This is a genomic window from Streptomyces sp. NPDC056296, assembly GCF_042268605.1.
Taxonomy (GTDB): Bacteria; Actinomycetota; Actinomycetes; order Streptomycetales; family Streptomycetaceae; genus Streptomyces.
Genome location: NZ_JBHJRX010000057.1, coordinates 1 through 15544, shown reverse-complemented (window position 1 = coordinate 15544; position 15544 = coordinate 1). Strand labels below are relative to the sequence as shown.

The window sequence follows — 15544 nt, the reverse complement described above, 5'->3', positions numbered from 1 at the left end:
GGACGGTGACCTCCCCGGGGCCCGCCGGCCGCGGTGAGGGGCGCGTCACCGCTCACCGGCCAGGTCAAGCGCTCGCGCCACCCCCGGCTCCTTCGGCCCGAGGAACGTGGGATCCGGCTCGAAGACCGCGTCCAGCGCCGCCTTCCCCGCCGCGAGGATCTCCTGCGCGCCCCCGTAGTACCAGGTCGCGTCGTGCACGTCGTCGACCCCGACGCCGTACGAGGCCACCCCCGCCTCCTGGCACAGCGCGACCGCCCGCCGGATGTGGAAGCCCTGGCTGATCAGCACGGCCCGGTCGACCCCGAAGACCTTCTTCGCGCGGACGCAGGAGTCCCAGGTGTCGAACCCCGCGTAGTCGCTGACGATCCGCCCGTCGGGCACCCCGTGCCGGACCAGGTAGGCGCGCATGGCGTCCGGCTCGTCGTACTCCTCGCGGCTGTTGTCGCCGGTGACGAGGACCACCTCGATCCGGCCCGCGCGGTACAGCTCGGCCGCCGCGTCCAGGCGGTGCGCGAGGTACGGCGACGGCTCGCCCTCCCACAGCCCGGCGCCGAAGACGACGGCGACCTCGGTGCGGGGCACGTCGGCCGTGGTGCGCAGCCGGTCGCCGGTCACCACGTGCAGCCACGTGGCCGGCAGCAGCCCCAGCACGCACCCGGCCATCACCGCCCGGATCAGCCGCCGCCGCCCCTTGCGGGTGCGCGGCAGACGCGGTCTGCGAGGTCTCCAGCGGCGCATCGGTGTCGGCCCCCTCCCTGATCGTCTCCTGATCCCAGGGACGCCCGGGCGCGCCGCCCGGTTCACCGCCCGCTCACACGCACCGCCCGGCGCCGCGTGAACCGCCGGAAAACACCCGTGACATCCACGCAACGGGGAGGCAACGTCCGGCCGCCACCCTCGACACATGACGGCGACGACACTGATGGGCAGGACCACCGGCACGGCGACCCCCGGCGGCACCCCCGCCCTGGTCGTCGTCGCCCACGGCAGCCGCGACCCGCGCGCGCTGAGCACCGTACGCGTCCTCCTCGACCGGGTCCGCGCCCTGCGCCCCGGCCTGCCGGTGCACCTCGGGCACATCGAGCTGAACGAGCCCCTGCTCCCCGACACGCTCGCCGACCTCGGCGACGGGACGGCCGTCCTCGTCCCCCTCCTCCTCAGCCGCGGCCACCACGTCAAGCGGGACATCCCCGAGATCGCGGCGGCATCCCCGGCCCACACCCGCGTGTCCGCCCCCCTCGGCCCGCACCCCCTCCTCGTGGACGCCCTCCACGACCGCCTCGTGGAGGCCGGCTGGCCCGTCCACGCGGGGCCGGACCACGCGGTCGTCCTCGCCTCCGCGGGCTCCCGCGACCCGGACTCCAGAACCGACACGGCCCGCACGGCCGCCCTCCTCTCTGCCCGCCTCGGCGCCCCGGTGGTCCCGGCGTACGCCTCGGCGGCGGCTCCGACGGTCCCGGAGGCGGTACGCGCGCTGGAGGCCCGGGGCTACCGCAACGTCGCCATCGCCTCGTACTTCACGGCCCCGGGCCGCTTCGCGACGGAGTGCGCGACAGCGGCCCCGTGGATCGCGTCGCCCCCCCTGGGCACCCACCCGGCGATGGCGCGGCTGCTACTGCACCGCTACGACCAGGCATGGGCGGCCGACGGCGAGACCAACGCACCTAAAGGGGCGCGGGGAACTGCGCGACCAGCCACAACCGGACCCGCACTCGCCCGACAACCCCACTCGGCACACGCATAGGCGACCCAACTGTCACACCTTCCGCATAATGTTCATGGCATGGAAGGCACAAGCACCCCACCCCCCTACGACCCGACGTCAGTCGCCCGCTACGCCCCCGAACCGGACAAACGCCCCGGCCGCACCGCCTTCCAACGCGACCGCGCCCGCATCCTGCACTCCTCGGCCCTGCGCCGCCTCGCCGGCAAGACCCAGGTCGTCACGCCGGGGGAGGGCAGCCCCCTCTGGGACGCCAGCCCCCGCACCCGCCTCACGCACTCCCTGGAATGCGCCCAGGTCGGCCGCGAACTGGGCGCCGCCCTCGGCTGCGACCCGGACCTCGTAGAGGCCGCCTGCCTCTCCCACGACCTGGGCCACCCGCCCTTCGGCCACAACGGCGAACAGGCGCTCAACGCCTTCGCCGAGGACTGCGGAGGCTTCGAGGGCAACGCCCAGTCCCTCCGCCTCCTCACTCGCATCGAGCCCAAGCGGTTCACCGAGGACGGCTCCGTCGGCCTCAACCTCACCCGCGCCACCCTCGACGCCGCCACCAAGTACCCCTGGCCCCGAGGCGCCCACCCCACCGACCCCGCCTCGCCCAAGTTCGGCGTGTACGACGACGACCGGCCCGTCTTCGAGTGGCTCCGCAAGGACGCCCCCGGCGCCCGCATCTGCTTCGAGGCCCAGGTCATGGACTGGGCCGACGACGTGGCGTACTCCGTGCACGACGTGGAGGACGGCCTGCACGCCGGTCACATCGACCCGAACTGCCTGCTCGCCGACCCCGAGCGCGAGGCGGTCTTCGAGGTCGCCGTCGGCCGCTACGTCCCCGTCGGCACCGACCACGCCGAACTCGCCGCCGCCCTCGACCGGCTCCTCGCCCAGGACTGGTGGCCGCACGGCTACGACGGCTCGGCCGTCGCCCAGGCCCGCCTCAAGGACGCCACCAGCCAGCTCATCGGCCGCTTCTGCCTCGCCGCCGAGACCGCCACCCGGGCCGCGTACGGCGCCGGCCGGCTCACCCGGTACACGGCGGAACTGGTCGTCCCCCGGGAGACCCGCATGGAGTGCGCCGTCCTCAAGGCGGTCGCCGTGCGCTACGTCATGCAGCGCACCGAGCAGGAGCGGCTCCGCGCCGACCAGCGCGTCGTCGTCGCCGAACTGGCCGAGGCGCTCACCGCCCGCGCCCCCGACGGCCTGGACCCCCAGTTCCGCGCCCTGTTCGACCTGGCCGCCGACGACCGCGCCCGCAAACGGGTGATCGTCGACCAGATCGCCTCCCTCACCGACGCCTCGGCCCGCTCGCTTCACGCCCGCCTGACGGGGCATCCATGAGACTGACGGGACAGGTGTGACCCGACAGGCACTCAGGCCCCCGAAACACGGCCCTCCGTGGCCTGATCGGGTCACTCCCTCTTCCCGCACCACGCCACGTGCGGGACGCTCGCATGTGGCGGCACCCTGACGAGGAGGCAAACAAGTGGTCGACGCGGATCAGACATTCGTCATCGTCGGAGGCGGCCTGGCGGGCGCGAAGGCGGCCGAGACACTCCGCACGGAGGGTTTCACCGGCCGGGTGATCCTCATCTGCGACGAGCGCGACCACCCCTACGAGCGCCCGCCGCTGTCCAAGGGCTACCTCCTCGGCAAGGAGGAACGCGACAGCGTCTTCGTGCACGAGCCCGCCTGGTACGCGCGGCACGACATCGAGCTGCACCTCGGCCAGACCGTCGTCGCGATCGACCGCACCGCCAAGACCGTCCACTACGGCGACGACGGCACCCACGTCAGGTACGACAAGCTGCTCATCGCCACCGGCGCCGAGCCCCGCCGCCTCGACGTCCCCGGCACCGGCCTCGCCGGCGTCCACCACCTGCGCCGCCTCGCCCACGCCGAACGCCTCAAGGGCGTCCTCGCCTCCCTCGGCCGGGACAACGGCCACCTCGTGATCGCCGGCGCCGGCTGGATCGGCCTGGAGGTCGCGGCGGCGGCCCGCGAGTACGGGGCGGAGGTCACCGTCGTCGAGCCGGGACCGACCCCGCTGCACGGCGTCCTCGGCCCCGAGCTGGGCGCCGTCTTCGCCGAGCTGCACGAGGCGCACGGCGTCCGCTTCCGGTTCGGCGTGAAGCTGACCGAGATCATCGGCCAGGACGGCATGGTGCTGGCCGCCCGCACCGACGACGGCGAGGAGCACCCCGCGCACGACGTGCTCGCCGCGGTCGGCGCCGCCCCGCGCACCGCGCTGGCCCAGGCCGCGGGCCTGGAGATCGCCGACCGCGCCCACGGCGGCGGCATCGTCGTCGACGCGAACCTGCGCACCTGTGACCCCGACATTCACGCGGCCGGTGACGTGGCCTCCTTCCACCACGCCCTCTTCGACACCAGCCTGCGCGTGGAGCACTGGGCCAACGCCCTGAACGGCGGCCCGGCGGCCGCCCGCGCGATGCTCGGCAGGGGCCTCGCCCACGACCGCGTGCCCTACTTCTTCACCGACCAGTACGACCTGGGCATGGAGTACTCCGGCTGGGCGCCCGCGGGATCGTACGACCAGGTGGTGATCCGCGGGGACGCGGCGAAGCGCGAGTTCATCGCCTTCTGGGTGAAGGAGGGCGTCGTACTGGCCGGGATGAACGTGAACGTGTGGGACGTCACGGAGCCGATCCAGCAGCTGATCCGCTCGAAGGCCCAGGTGGACACGGAGGCACTGGCCAACCCGCACGTACCCCTCGAAAGCCTCGTCGCATAGCTGTCAGTCCGTCGCCGTAGACTTCACGCGTGGCTGGACGGATCAACGACGAGGACGTGAAGGCGGTACGGGACGCGGTCCCGATCGACGCCGTGGTGTCCGAGTACCTCCAGCTGCGCAACGCGGGCGGCGGCAACCTGAAGGGCCTCTGTCCCTTCCACGACGAGAAGTCCCCGTCCTTCCAGGTCAGTCCGAGCAAGGGGTTCTTCCACTGCTTCGGCTGCCAGGAGGGCGGCGACACCATCACGTTCGTGATGAAGATCGACCACCTCACCTTCTCCGAGGCGGTCGAGCGCCTGGCCGGCCAGGCCGGCATCACCCTGCGCTACGAGGAGGGCGGGTACAACCCCACCCACCAGCGCGGCGAACGCATCCGCCTGGTCGAGGCCCACAAGATCGCCGCCCAGTGGTACGCGGAGCAGCTGGCGACCGGCCCCGAGGCCGACACCGGCCGCGCCTTCCTCGCCGACCGCGGCTTCGACCAGGCCGCCGCCCAGCACTTCTCCGTCGGCTACAGCCCCCAGGGCTGGGACCACCTCACCCGGTTCCTGCGCGGCAAGGGCTTCAGCGACAAGGAGCTGGTCCTCTCCGGCCTCTCCCAGGAGGGCCGCCGCGGCCCCATCGACCGCTTCCGCGGCCGGCTGATGTGGCCCATCCGCGACATCGGCGGCGACGTCGTCGGCTTCGGCGCCCGCAAGCTCTACGAGGCGGACAACGGCCCGAAGTACCTGAACACCCCGGACACGGCGATCTACCGGAAGTCCCAGGTCCTCTACGGCATCGACCTCGCCAAGAAGGACATCGCGAAGGCGTCCCGCGCCGTGGTCGTCGAGGGCTACACGGACGTCATGGCGTGCCACCTCGCCGGCGTCACCACCGCCATCGCGACCTGCGGCACGGCGTTCGGCGGCGACCACATCAAGATCCTCCGCCGCCTCCTGATGGACAACGGCTCGGCCCGCGTCATCTTCACCTTCGACGGCGACGCGGCCGGCCAGAAGGCGGCCCTGCGCGCCTTCGAGGACGACCAGAAGTTCGCCGCCGAGACGTACATCGCCATCGCCCCCGACGGCATGGACCCCTGCGACCTGCGCCTGGCCAAGGGCGACGACGCGGTCGCCGACCTGGTCGAGCCGCGTACCCCGCTCTTCGAGTTCGCGCTCCGCCAGATCGTGAGCCGCTACGACCTGGACACCCCGGCCGGTCGCGCGTCGGCGCTGGACGAGGCCGCCCCGGTCGTCGCCCGCATCAAGAACAGCGGCGCCCAGCACGAGGTCGCCGTGCAGCTCGCCGGCATGCTCGGCATCCTCGACACCCAGTTCGTGGTCAAGCGGATCGCCCAGCTGGCCCGCTGGTCCCGCGACCGCGGCGGCAAGGGCCCCGCCCCCGACCGGCAGCAGCGCGGCAGCGGCACCCCGCAGCAGTACGCCGCCCCCGCCGGTCCGGGCCTCCGCGGCGGCCCGGCGCTCAACCTCCGCAACCCCGTCTTCGCCACCGAACGCGAGCTGCTCAAGCTCGCCCTCCAGCGCCCCGAGCTGGTCTCCCCGGCCTTCGACGCGTACGGCGTCGACGAGTTCACCGCCCCGCCCTACGCCGCCGTACGCGAGGCGATCATGGAGGCCGGCGGCGCCGAGTTCGGCGTCCAGGACCCGCAGGACTACCTGGTCCGCGTCCGCGAGGCCGCCCCCGACGACGCCGTCCGCGCCATGGTCACCGAACTCGCGGTCGAGGCGATCATGCTGCACCGCGGCGTGAAGGACGTCGACGAGGTCTACGCGGGCGCCCAGCTGGTCACCGTCCGCCGCCGGGCCGTCGAGCGCCGCATCCGCGACATCACCGGCCGCCTCACCCGCCTCACCGGCCACGGCGACCCCGCCGAACTGGCCGCCGTACAGAACGAGCTGTGGGTCCTCCAGCAGTACGACCAGACCCTGCGCGTACAGGGCGCCGCCGCCCTCTGAGTCCCACCGCGGGTAACCGCGCGGTCACCCCCGGGCGCAAAAAGTCACCGCACGCCCCTCGTGGCGGCGATGTGTCGTACCCCACACTGGGGGCGGTGCCCGAGTCCTCGGAGCGCGGCCGATCCGTCCCGGCGGGTCGCTGATTCCCGCGGTTCCGCTCACGCGTACGGGGCGGACAGCGGCGAACGAGCCGGCTCCGCCCCCGAAGTACCGCCGCCGGCCCCCGTCGGCCGCGTCCATCCTGGAGGTCGCCCCCGTGCAGACCCAGACCCTCACCCAGACCGACACCAGTACCGACGGCGCGGAGCCGGACGCGGAGAGCGGCGTCCTCGGCGCGGTGCCCCCGCAGCACCGCGCCGTGCACCACCCCGAGAACCCCGAGAACCCCGAGAACCCCGAGACCCCCGGGAACCGGCCGGAGGAGCCGCCCGCGGCGGACGCCCTCGAAGGGGCCGAGCGCCCCGGCGCCTCCGCCGACGCCCCCGAACCGCCGCCGCCGACCCGCACGGAGACCGGCGGGCCCTCCTCCGACCTGTTCCGGCAGTACCTGCGGGAGATCGGCCGGATTCCGCTGCTCACCGCGGCCGAGGAGGTCGACCTCGCCCGGCGGGTGGAGGCCGGGCTGTTCGCCGAGGAGAGGCTGCGGCTCGCCGTCGACCTGGACAGCCGGCTCGCCCTGGACCTCGACCGGCTCGTCGTCATGGGCCGCGTGGCCAAGCGGCGCCTGATCGAGGCGAACCTGCGGCTCGTGGTGTCGGTGGCGAAGCGGTACGTCGGGCGCGGGCTGACCATGCTCGACTTGGTCCAGGAGGGGAACCTGGGCCTGATCCGGGCCGTGGAGAAGTTCGACTACGCCCGCGGCTACAAGTTCTCCACCTACGCCACCTGGTGGATCCGCCAGGCCATGTCCCGGGCGCTGGCCGACCAGGCACGCACCATCCGCGTCCCCGTCCACGTCGTCGAGCTGATCAACCGGGTCGTCCGCGTCCAGCGCCGCATGCTCCAGGAACGCGGCTACGAGCCGACCCCGCAGGAGGTCGCCGCCCACCTGGAGCTGGCCCCCGAGCGGGTCGGCGAGGTGCTGCGTCTCGCCCAGGAGCCGGTCTCCCTGCACGCCCCGGTCGGCGAGGAGGACGACGTCGCCCTCGGCGACCTGATAGAGGACGGCGACGCCACCAGCCCCGTCGAGTCGGCCGCGTTCCTGCTGCTGCGCGAGCACCTGGAGGCGGTGCTCTCCACCCTCGGCGAACGCGAGCGGAAGGTCGTCCAGCTCCGCTACGGCCTGGTCGACGGCCGCCCCCGCACGCTGGAGGAGATAGGCCGGATCTTCGGCGTGACCCGCGAGCGGATCCGCCAGATCGAGTCCAAGACCCTCAACAAGCTCCGCGACCACGCGTTCGCGGACCAGCTGAGGGGCTACCTGGACTGAGACCCTCTACTCCACCTCCGGCCGACTCCCCTACTCCACCTCCGCAACGGCCTGCGCGAACTGAGCCTGGTACAGCCGCGCGTAGGCCCCGTCGGCCGCGAGCAGTTCGGCGTGCGCGCCCTGCTCGACGATGGACCCGTTCTCCATCACGAGGATCGTGTCCGCGTCCCGGATCGTCGACAGCCGGTGCGCGATCACGAACGACGTCCGCCCGTGCGCCAGCTTGGCCATCGCCTTCTGGATGAGCACCTCGGTACGGGTGTCCACGGACGACGTGGCCTCGTCGAGGACCAGGATCACCGGGTCGGACAGGAACGCCCGCGCGATGGTGATGAGCTGCTTCTCGCCGGCGCTCACCCCCGTGCCCTCGTCGTCGATCACGGTGTCGTAGCCGTCGGGCAGCGTCCGCACGAACCGGTCGGCGTGCGCGGCCCGCGCCGCCTCCTCGATCTCCCCGCGGGTGACCTTCCGCGACGCCCCGTACGCGATGTTCTCCGCGATGGTGCCGCCGAACAGCCAGGTGTCCTGGAGCACCATGCCGATGCCGGCCCGCAGCTCGTCCCGGGACATCTTCGCGATGTCCACGCCGTCCAGGGCGATCCGCCCGCCGGAGACCTCGTAGAACCGCATCAGCAGATTGACGAGGGTCGTCTTCCCGGCCCCCGTCGGTCCGACGATGGCGACCGTGTGGCCCGGCTCCACCCTCAGCGACAGGTCCTCGATCAGCGGCTTCTCCGGGTCGTACCGGAAGGAGACGTGCTCCAGCTCCACCCGCCCGCGCAGGTCCTCGGGCCGGGCGCCCGGGATCGGGTCCGCCGACTGCTCCTCGGCGTCCAGCAGCTCGAAGATCCGCTCCGCCGACGCGACGCCCGACTGCACCAGGTTCGCCATCGACGCGACCTGCGTCAGCGGCATCGAGAACTGCCGGGAGTACTGGATGAACGCCTGCACGTCACCGATGGACAGGGAGCCCGAGGCCACCCGCAGGCCGCCCACCACCGCGACCAGCACGTAGTTCAGGTTGGACACGAACATCATCAGCGGCTGCATGATCCCGCTGTTGAACTGCGCCTTGAACCCGGCCTCGTACAGCGCGTCGTTCTCCTCGGCGAACTGCTTCGCCGACTCCTCCTGGCGTCCGAACACCTTCACGAGGGTGTGACCGGTGTACATCTCCTCGATGTGCGCGTTCAGCCGCCCCGTCGAGCGCCACTGCTGCACGAACTGCGGCTGCGACCGCTTGCCCACGCGCGTGGCCACCACGTACGACAGCGGCACGGTCACCAGCGCGACCAGCGCCAGGATCCAGGAGACGTAGAACATCATCGCCAGCACGCCGATGATGGTCAGCAGCGAGTTGATCAGCTGGCCCATCGACTGCTGGAGCGTTTGCTGGATGTTGTCGATGTCGTTCGTCGCCCGGCTCAGCACCTCGCCGCGCTGCCGCTTGTCGAAGTACGACAGCGGCAGCCGCGACAGCTTCGTCTGCACGTCCTCCCGCATCCGGAACATGGTCCGGTTGACCGCGCGGTTCACCAGCCGCGTGGCCACCGCCATCAGCAACCCGGCGACGGCGAACACCGCCAGCGCGAGCAGCAGCACCTCACCCACGGCACCGAAGTCGATGCCCTGGCCCGGGGTGAAGTCCGTGCTGCGGAGCATGTCGGCGACGTTGCCGTCGCCGCGCTCGCGCATGGAGTCCAGGACCTGCTCCTTCGTGGCCCCGGACGGCATGTCCCGCCCGACGATGCCCGCGAAGACCAGGTCGGTGGCCCGGCCGAGGATCTTCGGCCCGATCACGCTGAGGCCGACGCTGACGACCAGGCACGCCAGCAGCGTGCACAGGACCACCCGCTCCGGCCGGAACCGGGCGACGAGCCGCTTGCCCGACCCCTTGAAGTCCATCGAACGCTGGTCGGGGCCGCCCCCGGCCATCATGCGACCCGCAGGCCCGGCCATCAGGCAGCCTCCGCTTCCGTCAGCTGGGAGAGCACGATCTCCCGGTAGGTCTCGTTGTCCGCCATCAGCTCGTGGTGCCGACCCTCGCCGACCACCCGCCCCTCGTCCAGCACGATGATCCGGTCCGCGTCCCGGATGGTCGCCACCCGCTGCGCCACGATCACCACGGTCGCCTCGGCCGTCTCCCGGCCCAGCTCGGCACGGAGCGCGGCGTCGGTGGCGTAGTCGAGGGCGGAGAAGGAGTCGTCGAACAGGTAGATCTCCGGGCGCTGGACCAGCGTCCGGGCGATGGCGAGACGTTGCCGCTGGCCACCCGACACGTTCGTGCCGCCCTGCGAGATCGGCGCGTCGAGCCCGCCGTCCAGCCGCTCCACGAACTCCCTGGCCTGCGCCACCCCCAGCGCGTGCCACAGCTCCTCGTCGGTGGCGTCCGGATTGCCGTAGCGCAGGTTGGTGGCGACGGTGCCCGCGAAGAGATACGGCTTCTGCGGTACCAGCCCCACGATCTGGGCCAGTACCTTCGGATCGACGGCCTGTACGTCCACCCCGTCGACCAGCACCTCGCCGTCGGTGGCGTCGAACAGCCGGGGGACCAGCCCGAGCAGCGTGGACTTGCCGCTGCCGGTGGAGCCGATGACGGCGGTCGTCTCGCCCGGCCTGGCCACCAGGTCGATGTGCCGGAGCACCGGCTCCTCGGCACCGGGGTAGCGGAAACCGGCCCCCCGGACCTCCAGATGCCCGTGCCGGCGCAGCTCGGTGACCGGCGCCACCGGCGGCACCACACTGCTCTCGGTCCCGAGGACCTCCTGGATGCGCTCGGCGCACACCTCCGCGCGCGGCACCATCATGAACATGAAGGTGGCCATCATCACGGACATGACGATCTGCATGAGGTAGGCGAGGAACGCGGTCAGATCACCGATCTGCATCCCCCCGCTCTCGATCCGGTGGGCGCCGAACCACACCACCGCGACCGACGACACGTTCACCACCGTCATGACCACCGGGAACATCAGCGCGAGCAGGTTGCCGGTGCCCAGCGCCACCTCCGTGAGGTCGGTGTTGGCCTTGCGGAAGCGCTGCTGCTCGTACTCGTCCCGCACGAAGGCGCGGATGACGCGGTTGCCGGTGATCTGCTCGCGCAGCACCCGGTTCACCGTGTCCAGCCGCTCCTGCATGGCCCGGAAGAGCGGGCGCAGCCGCCGCACGATCAGCGTGACGCAGATCGCCAGCACCGGCACCACCGCGACGAGCACCCCGGACAGCGGCACGTCCAGGCCGAGCGCCATCACGATGCCGCCGACGCACATGATGGGCGCCGACACCATCAGCGTGAACGTCATCAGGGCCAGCATCTGGACCTGCTGCACGTCGTTCGTCGTCCGGGTGATCAGCGAGGGAGCGCCGAAGTCGCCGACCTCGCGCGCCGAGAAGGACTGCACCCGGTCGAAGACCGCGCCGCGCAGGTCCCGGCCGAGCGCGGCCGCCGTGCGCGCGCCGTAGTAGACGGCACCGATGTTGCACACCACCTGGGCCAGCGAGATGCCGATCATCAGGGCGCCGTAGCTCAGGATGTAGCCGGAGTCACCCTTCACGACACCGTTGTCGATGATGTCCGCGTTCAGCGTGGGCAGGTAGAGGGAGGCGCAGGTCTGCAGGAACTGCAGCGCCACCAGCAGGGCGATGGATTTCTGGTACGGCCTGAGGTAGGCCCGCAGGAGTCGTATGAGCACACTGGGTCTCTCGGAGTCGGCGACAGGGGCCGCGATTGGTTGCCCCTGGCCCCTATCGTCCGACACTCCACCCGCGTTACCTCAACTGATTAACCCAACAGCGCGCCACTTCCGGCCTTACGGGCGGCGCGGGGGCCGCTCCTCACGTGCGCAGCGCGCCCGGGTGCGTCTGCTCCCGCACCGACACGAACTGCTGGCGCACCGCCTGCCCCACCGCCAGTTCCTCGCCCGGCTCCAGCACCTGCGCGACCGCGCCCTGCCAGACGGGGGGAGTGCGCGGGTCCAGAGTGCCCTGGGACACGCCCAGCGCCCAGGCCGCCTGCCGGGCGGAGCCGATCGCAGCGTAGTCCGCCGGCTGCGGCACGACGACCTGCGTCCCGAACAGCGCGGGCGCCGCCGCCTGTACGGCCGGCAGCTCGGCCGCCGCGCCCAGCAGGAAGACCCGCCGCACCTCCACGCCCCGGCCGCGCAGCACGTCCAGCGCGTCGGCGAGACCGCACAGCATGCCCTCGAACGCGGCCCGCGCCAGATGCTCCGGCTTCATCGACTCGCGCCGCAGGCCGACGAGGGTGCCGGCGGTGTGCGGCAGGTTCGGCGTGCGCTCGCCCTCCAGGTAGGGCAGCAGCACCAGCCCGTGCGAGCCCGGCGTCGACTTCATCGCCAGCTCGGACAGGCTCTCCAGGTCCCCCGCGCCGAGCAGCTCGGCAGCGCCCCGCAAAGTCCGTACGGCGTTCAGGGTGGTGACGACCGGCAGGTGCATGCCGGTGGCGTCCGCCAGGGCGGTGATCATGCCGGACTGGTCGACGAGCGGCTCGGTGTGCACGGCCATGACGGACCCGGAGGCGCCCAGCGACACCACCGCGTCGCCCAGCCCGATCCCCAGCCCGAAGGCGGCGGCCTGCGTCTCGCCGGTCCCGGCGGAGATCAGCAGGCCCTCCGGCGTCGTACCGGCCGCGTCGGCCGGGCCGATCACCTCCGGCAGCATCACCTGGTGCCCGAGCGCCAGCTCGACCAGATCGGGCCGGTAGCCGCTGCTCGCCGCCGACCAGTAACCGGTACCGGACGCCCCGCCCCGGTCGGTGGTCCTGCGGACCGGCCGCCCGAGCAGCTGCCACACCAGCCAGTCGTGGGCCTGAAGCAGCACGGCGGTCCGTGCGGCGGCCTCGGGTTCGGTCCGGGCCAGCCAGCGCAGCTTGGTCACCGGCTGTGCGGCCTGCGGCACCGAGCCCACGGCATGCGCCCACGCCTCACGGCCGCCGAACGCGTCGATCAGGTCGGCAGCGGCCACCTGGGAGCGCTTGTCGCCGCCCACCATGGCCGGGCGCACGGTGTTGCCCTGCGAGTCCAGCGGCACGACCGAGTTCGCCTGCGCGGACACGCCGATGGCCTGCACGCCCTCCAGCAGTCCGCCGCCGGCGGCCTCCCCGAGGGACAGCAGCCAGGCCTGCGGATCGACGTCCGCGGGACGGCCCCCGCCTTCGGGGCTCTCCACCGGATGCGGCGCGTAGCCCTGCCGCAGCACGGCACCCGTGTCCGAATCACAGACGACGATACGAGTGAAATCGGGCGAACTGTCCAACCCGGCGACTATCCCCATACCCGAAATTCTGCCGCACCGTGAGCGGTATCCGTACCCGGTGGGGGCACGAGACCCGGTGGAGACACCCGTCTCAGGTGTTGCTCGTGCCCCAGTCGTCCGCGCCGCTGCCGTTCGTGTTGCGTTCGCGCAGAGAGCGGACCCGCTGGGCCACCGAGTCGGGCATCCGGTCCCCGACCTTGTCGCTCACCGCGGTGTACGCCTTGTCGGCGAAGTGCCTGCCCTGCTGGGCCGCCGACTCGGCGGTGTTGCGTACGGCGGGGTTCTGCGCGACCTGACGGGCGGACTTCCGCAACTGCTCGTACCGCTCCCGACCGGCCTTGGTGCCCAGCACGTATCCCACCGCGAGTCCGACGACGAACGTGAGCCGGTAACGCATGGCGGCCACCCTTCCCTTGCCCTTGATCCCCGGTGCCGGGGAGTACCGATTGGCGGAGCACCCCCCTGCTTGCGCTAATGTATGTGTCGCAGCGAGCGCGCGCCCCCTGGCGGATACCCAGGTAGGTGCGTTCGATGCGATACGAGACCTTCCTCGGTAGCTCAATTGGCAGAGCAGCCGGCTGTTAACCGGCAGGTTACTGGTTCGAGTCCAGTCCGAGGAGCTCGGTCCTCCGTAGCTCAATTGGCAGAGCAGCCGGCTGTTAACCGGCAGGTTACTGGTTCGAGTCCAGTCGGGGGAGCAAGGTGAACGAGGACCCCGCAGGGGGTCCTTTTTCATGTCCGGGAACCGCGCGGCACGCTGCGGAGTCCTCAAGGTCATGAAGGCGTCGCGGTAGCCGACCACCCGAGGCAGGAGATCGTATGAGCGGCTATGCTGCGGCAGACGGCGCGCACACTTGTACGCGACACGCCGCTATGGGGCGGTAGCTCAGCCGGTTAGAGCAGCGGACTCATAATCCGCCGGCCGTGGGTTCGAGTCCCACCCGCCCCACTCCAGCAGAATCGTCCTGACCTGTGGAAACGCCGTTGCGAGGCTAGTCTGGTCCCGCCGTTCGCTGCACGAACGCTGCACCGACTCGCCGTAGGCTCCTTCATATGGCTTACGTCCGGACCAATGAACGCCTGAGCGGCGACCCCTCCTACACCGTGATGTGGCGGACTGGTGGCTCCCGAACGGGGCAGACCCAGCGCGAGACATTCGACGACGAAGGGGCGGCGAAACGTTTCCGCGACCTGGTGAATGGTCACGGACAGCAATGGCCGCCGGAGTGGGTCAAGGGCGAGGGTTTCGTCAAGCCGGGCGAGCCTGAGATGCCGGACTCGGAGAAGTTCTCTGTCTACGCGCACGCCTAAGTGGGGCTACTGACGGACATATCCGAGCACACCAGAACTAACTACTCCAGATTCATCGATAACCACATGATCCCGTGGTTCGGCGAGCTGTCAGTCTCGGACCGGGGGAGCAGGCTCACCCGAGATCACATCAGTCTGTGGATTCTGGACCTTCAGCACGGGAGGCCTGGCCCCCTGCACCCTGCGGGCACGAAGCGCCGGGCGTACGCGCCGAAGACGATCGCCAATCTTCACGGCTTGCTGTACAGCATCTTCCAGTCCGCTGTGAGCGCCGACCCTGCCCTGCGGGACTCGAATCCGTGCGCCCACACCCGCTTGCCCAAGGGGAACGACACCGAAGATGACGAGGTCTTCCTCGAACCCGAGGAGTACGCCCTCCTCAAGAGGCACGTGCGTGCCGACGCTGTCGACATCGTCGATGCGCTGGTGAGTACCGGCCTCCGGTGGGGTGAAGTGACGGCGCTGCAGCCCCGAGACTTCACCTTCGCATCGAAGCGGCCGACGCTCCGTGTGCAGCGCGCGTGGAAGCGACGCGGGGAGGGAGGGACATTCCTCGGCGCCCCCAAGACGAAAAAGTCGCGACGGACTCTCGTGCTCACCTTGGAGCAGGTGCAGTTGTTCCAACGCCGCTGTCTGGGAAAGCAGCCAACCGACCTGGTCTTCACCGCACCTGCGGGCGGGGCCTGGCACTCTGGCGTGTTCTACGCACACCGCTGGAAGCCCGCCCTGGACGCGGCCAACACGGCCGGTCTCACCAAGCGTCCACGGATCCACGACCTTCGCCACACCCACGCCTCCTGGCTCATCGCCGGCAAGGTTCCTCTGCCCGTGATTCAGGCCCGCCTCGGCCACGAGTCGATCACCACGACCGTCGACCGGTATGGGCACCTGCTGGAGGCCTCGGACGATGAAGTCGTGGCCGCTGTCGAGTGGGCAATGAGCGCCATGATTCCGGATGCCATGACCTAGGTGTGCTGTCCCGGGACGTTGGTGACACGCGTGCTGGGTGCTTGAACAGGTGAGGGCCTTCTGGGTTCGGTGTGGATTGCGACATCTACCGCCGACCGCCAGGAGGCCCTCGTGTCCCACCGTAATGCCCCGCT

The 15544-nt window shown here is 71.3% G+C and carries 11 protein-coding genes, 3 tRNA genes and 1 pseudogene; 10 read left to right on the top strand and 5 right to left on the bottom strand.

Going from position 1 to position 15544, the window contains the following annotated elements:
- Positions 1-45 precede the first annotated feature (45 nt).
- A complete protein-coding gene (locus ACFCZF_RS32545) occupies positions 46-738 on the bottom strand; it encodes a vancomycin high temperature exclusion protein (protein ID WP_376674691.1) in 693 nt (230 codons plus the stop codon).
- A 166-nt stretch (positions 739-904) separates the two neighbouring features.
- Between ACFCZF_RS32545 and ACFCZF_RS32540 the strand changes: the two genes are divergently transcribed.
- From ACFCZF_RS32540 to ACFCZF_RS32520, 5 genes and pseudogenes are all read left to right on the top strand, one after another.
- Positions 905-1744, top strand: coding sequence for a sirohydrochlorin chelatase (locus ACFCZF_RS32540; RefSeq protein ID WP_376674690.1), 840 nt, complete (start codon positions 905-907; stop codon positions 1742-1744).
- A 39-nt stretch (positions 1745-1783) separates the two neighbouring features.
- Positions 1784-3058, top strand: a complete 1275-nt coding sequence (locus ACFCZF_RS32535) for a deoxyguanosinetriphosphate triphosphohydrolase (protein ID WP_376674689.1) — start codon at positions 1784-1786, stop codon at positions 3056-3058.
- Positions 3059-3203: 145 nt separating this feature from the next.
- Entirely contained in the window at positions 3204-4469 is a 1266-nt protein-coding gene (locus tag ACFCZF_RS32530) for an NAD(P)/FAD-dependent oxidoreductase (protein ID WP_376674688.1), read from the top strand.
- Positions 4470-4498: 29 nt separating this feature from the next.
- Positions 4499-6430 (top strand): DNA primase, encoded by a 1932-nt coding sequence (gene dnaG / locus ACFCZF_RS32525; protein ID WP_376674687.1) that lies wholly within the window; start codon positions 4499-4501, stop codon positions 6428-6430.
- Positions 6431-6525: 95 nt separating this feature from the next.
- Positions 6526-7859, top strand: a pseudogene (locus ACFCZF_RS32520) (RNA polymerase sigma factor).
- A gap of 30 nt (positions 7860-7889) precedes the next feature.
- On the opposite strand, the gene ACFCZF_RS32515 reads toward ACFCZF_RS32520, so the two are convergent.
- From ACFCZF_RS32515 to ACFCZF_RS32500, 4 genes are all read right to left on the bottom strand, one after another.
- Positions 7890-9818, bottom strand: coding sequence for an ABC transporter ATP-binding protein (locus ACFCZF_RS32515; RefSeq protein WP_375907314.1), 1929 nt, complete (start codon positions 9816-9818; stop codon positions 7890-7892).
- On the bottom strand, positions 9818-11551 hold the full coding sequence (locus tag ACFCZF_RS32510; protein ID WP_376674686.1) for an ABC transporter ATP-binding protein: 1734 nt from the start codon (positions 11549-11551) through the stop codon (positions 9818-9820). Before ACFCZF_RS32510 ends, ACFCZF_RS32515 begins: the two co-directional genes overlap by 1 nt.
- A gap of 142 nt (positions 11552-11693) precedes the next feature.
- Complete coding sequence (locus ACFCZF_RS32505; protein ID WP_375907320.1) at positions 11694-13148, bottom strand: FGGY-family carbohydrate kinase; 1455 nt, start codon at positions 13146-13148, stop codon at positions 11694-11696.
- Positions 13149-13221: 73 nt separating this feature from the next.
- Positions 13222-13527, bottom strand: a complete 306-nt coding sequence (locus tag ACFCZF_RS32500; RefSeq protein WP_121746894.1) for a YtxH domain-containing protein — start codon at positions 13525-13527, stop codon at positions 13222-13224.
- A gap of 150 nt (positions 13528-13677) precedes the next feature.
- Between ACFCZF_RS32500 and ACFCZF_RS32495 the strand changes: the two genes are divergently transcribed.
- The 5 genes from ACFCZF_RS32495 (at position 13678) to ACFCZF_RS32475 (ending at position 15410) form a co-directional block, all read left to right on the top strand.
- Positions 13678-13750, top strand: a tRNA-Asn gene (locus tag ACFCZF_RS32495).
- Positions 13751-13755: 5 nt separating this feature from the next.
- Positions 13756-13828: transfer RNA gene (locus ACFCZF_RS32490), tRNA-Asn, on the top strand.
- A gap of 177 nt (positions 13829-14005) precedes the next feature.
- Positions 14006-14079, top strand: a tRNA-Ile gene (locus ACFCZF_RS32485).
- Between the two features lie 104 nt (positions 14080-14183).
- Positions 14184-14441, top strand: coding sequence for a hypothetical protein (locus ACFCZF_RS32480; protein ID WP_376674685.1), 258 nt, complete (start codon positions 14184-14186; stop codon positions 14439-14441).
- Between the two features lie 237 nt (positions 14442-14678).
- Positions 14679-15410, top strand: a complete 732-nt coding sequence (locus tag ACFCZF_RS32475; RefSeq protein WP_376674684.1) for a site-specific integrase — start codon at positions 14679-14681, stop codon at positions 15408-15410.
- Positions 15411-15544: the final 134 nt, after the last annotated feature.

Bases quoted from the DNA above. Each gene is read 5' to 3' on its own strand.
- ACFCZF_RS32545 (WP_376674691.1), bottom strand. From the start codon at position 738: ATGCGCCGCTGGAGACCTCGCAGACCGCGTCTGCCGCGCACCCGCAAG.
- ACFCZF_RS32500 (WP_121746894.1), bottom strand. From the start codon at position 13,527: ATGCGTTACCGGCTCACGTTCGTCGTCGGACTCGCGGTGGGATACGTG.
- ACFCZF_RS32515 (WP_375907314.1), bottom strand. From the start codon at position 9,818: ATGGCCGGGCCTGCGGGTCGCATGATGGCCGGGGGCGGCCCCGACCAG.
- ACFCZF_RS32480 (WP_376674685.1), top strand. From the start codon at position 14,184: ATGGCTTACGTCCGGACCAATGAACGCCTGAGCGGCGACCCCTCCTAC.
- ACFCZF_RS32505 (WP_375907320.1), bottom strand. From the start codon at position 13,148: ATGGGGATAGTCGCCGGGTTGGACAGTTCGCCCGATTTCACTCGTATC.
- ACFCZF_RS32540 (WP_376674690.1), top strand. From the start codon at position 905: ATGACGGCGACGACACTGATGGGCAGGACCACCGGCACGGCGACCCCC.
- ACFCZF_RS32535 (WP_376674689.1), top strand. From the start codon at position 1,784: ATGGAAGGCACAAGCACCCCACCCCCCTACGACCCGACGTCAGTCGCC.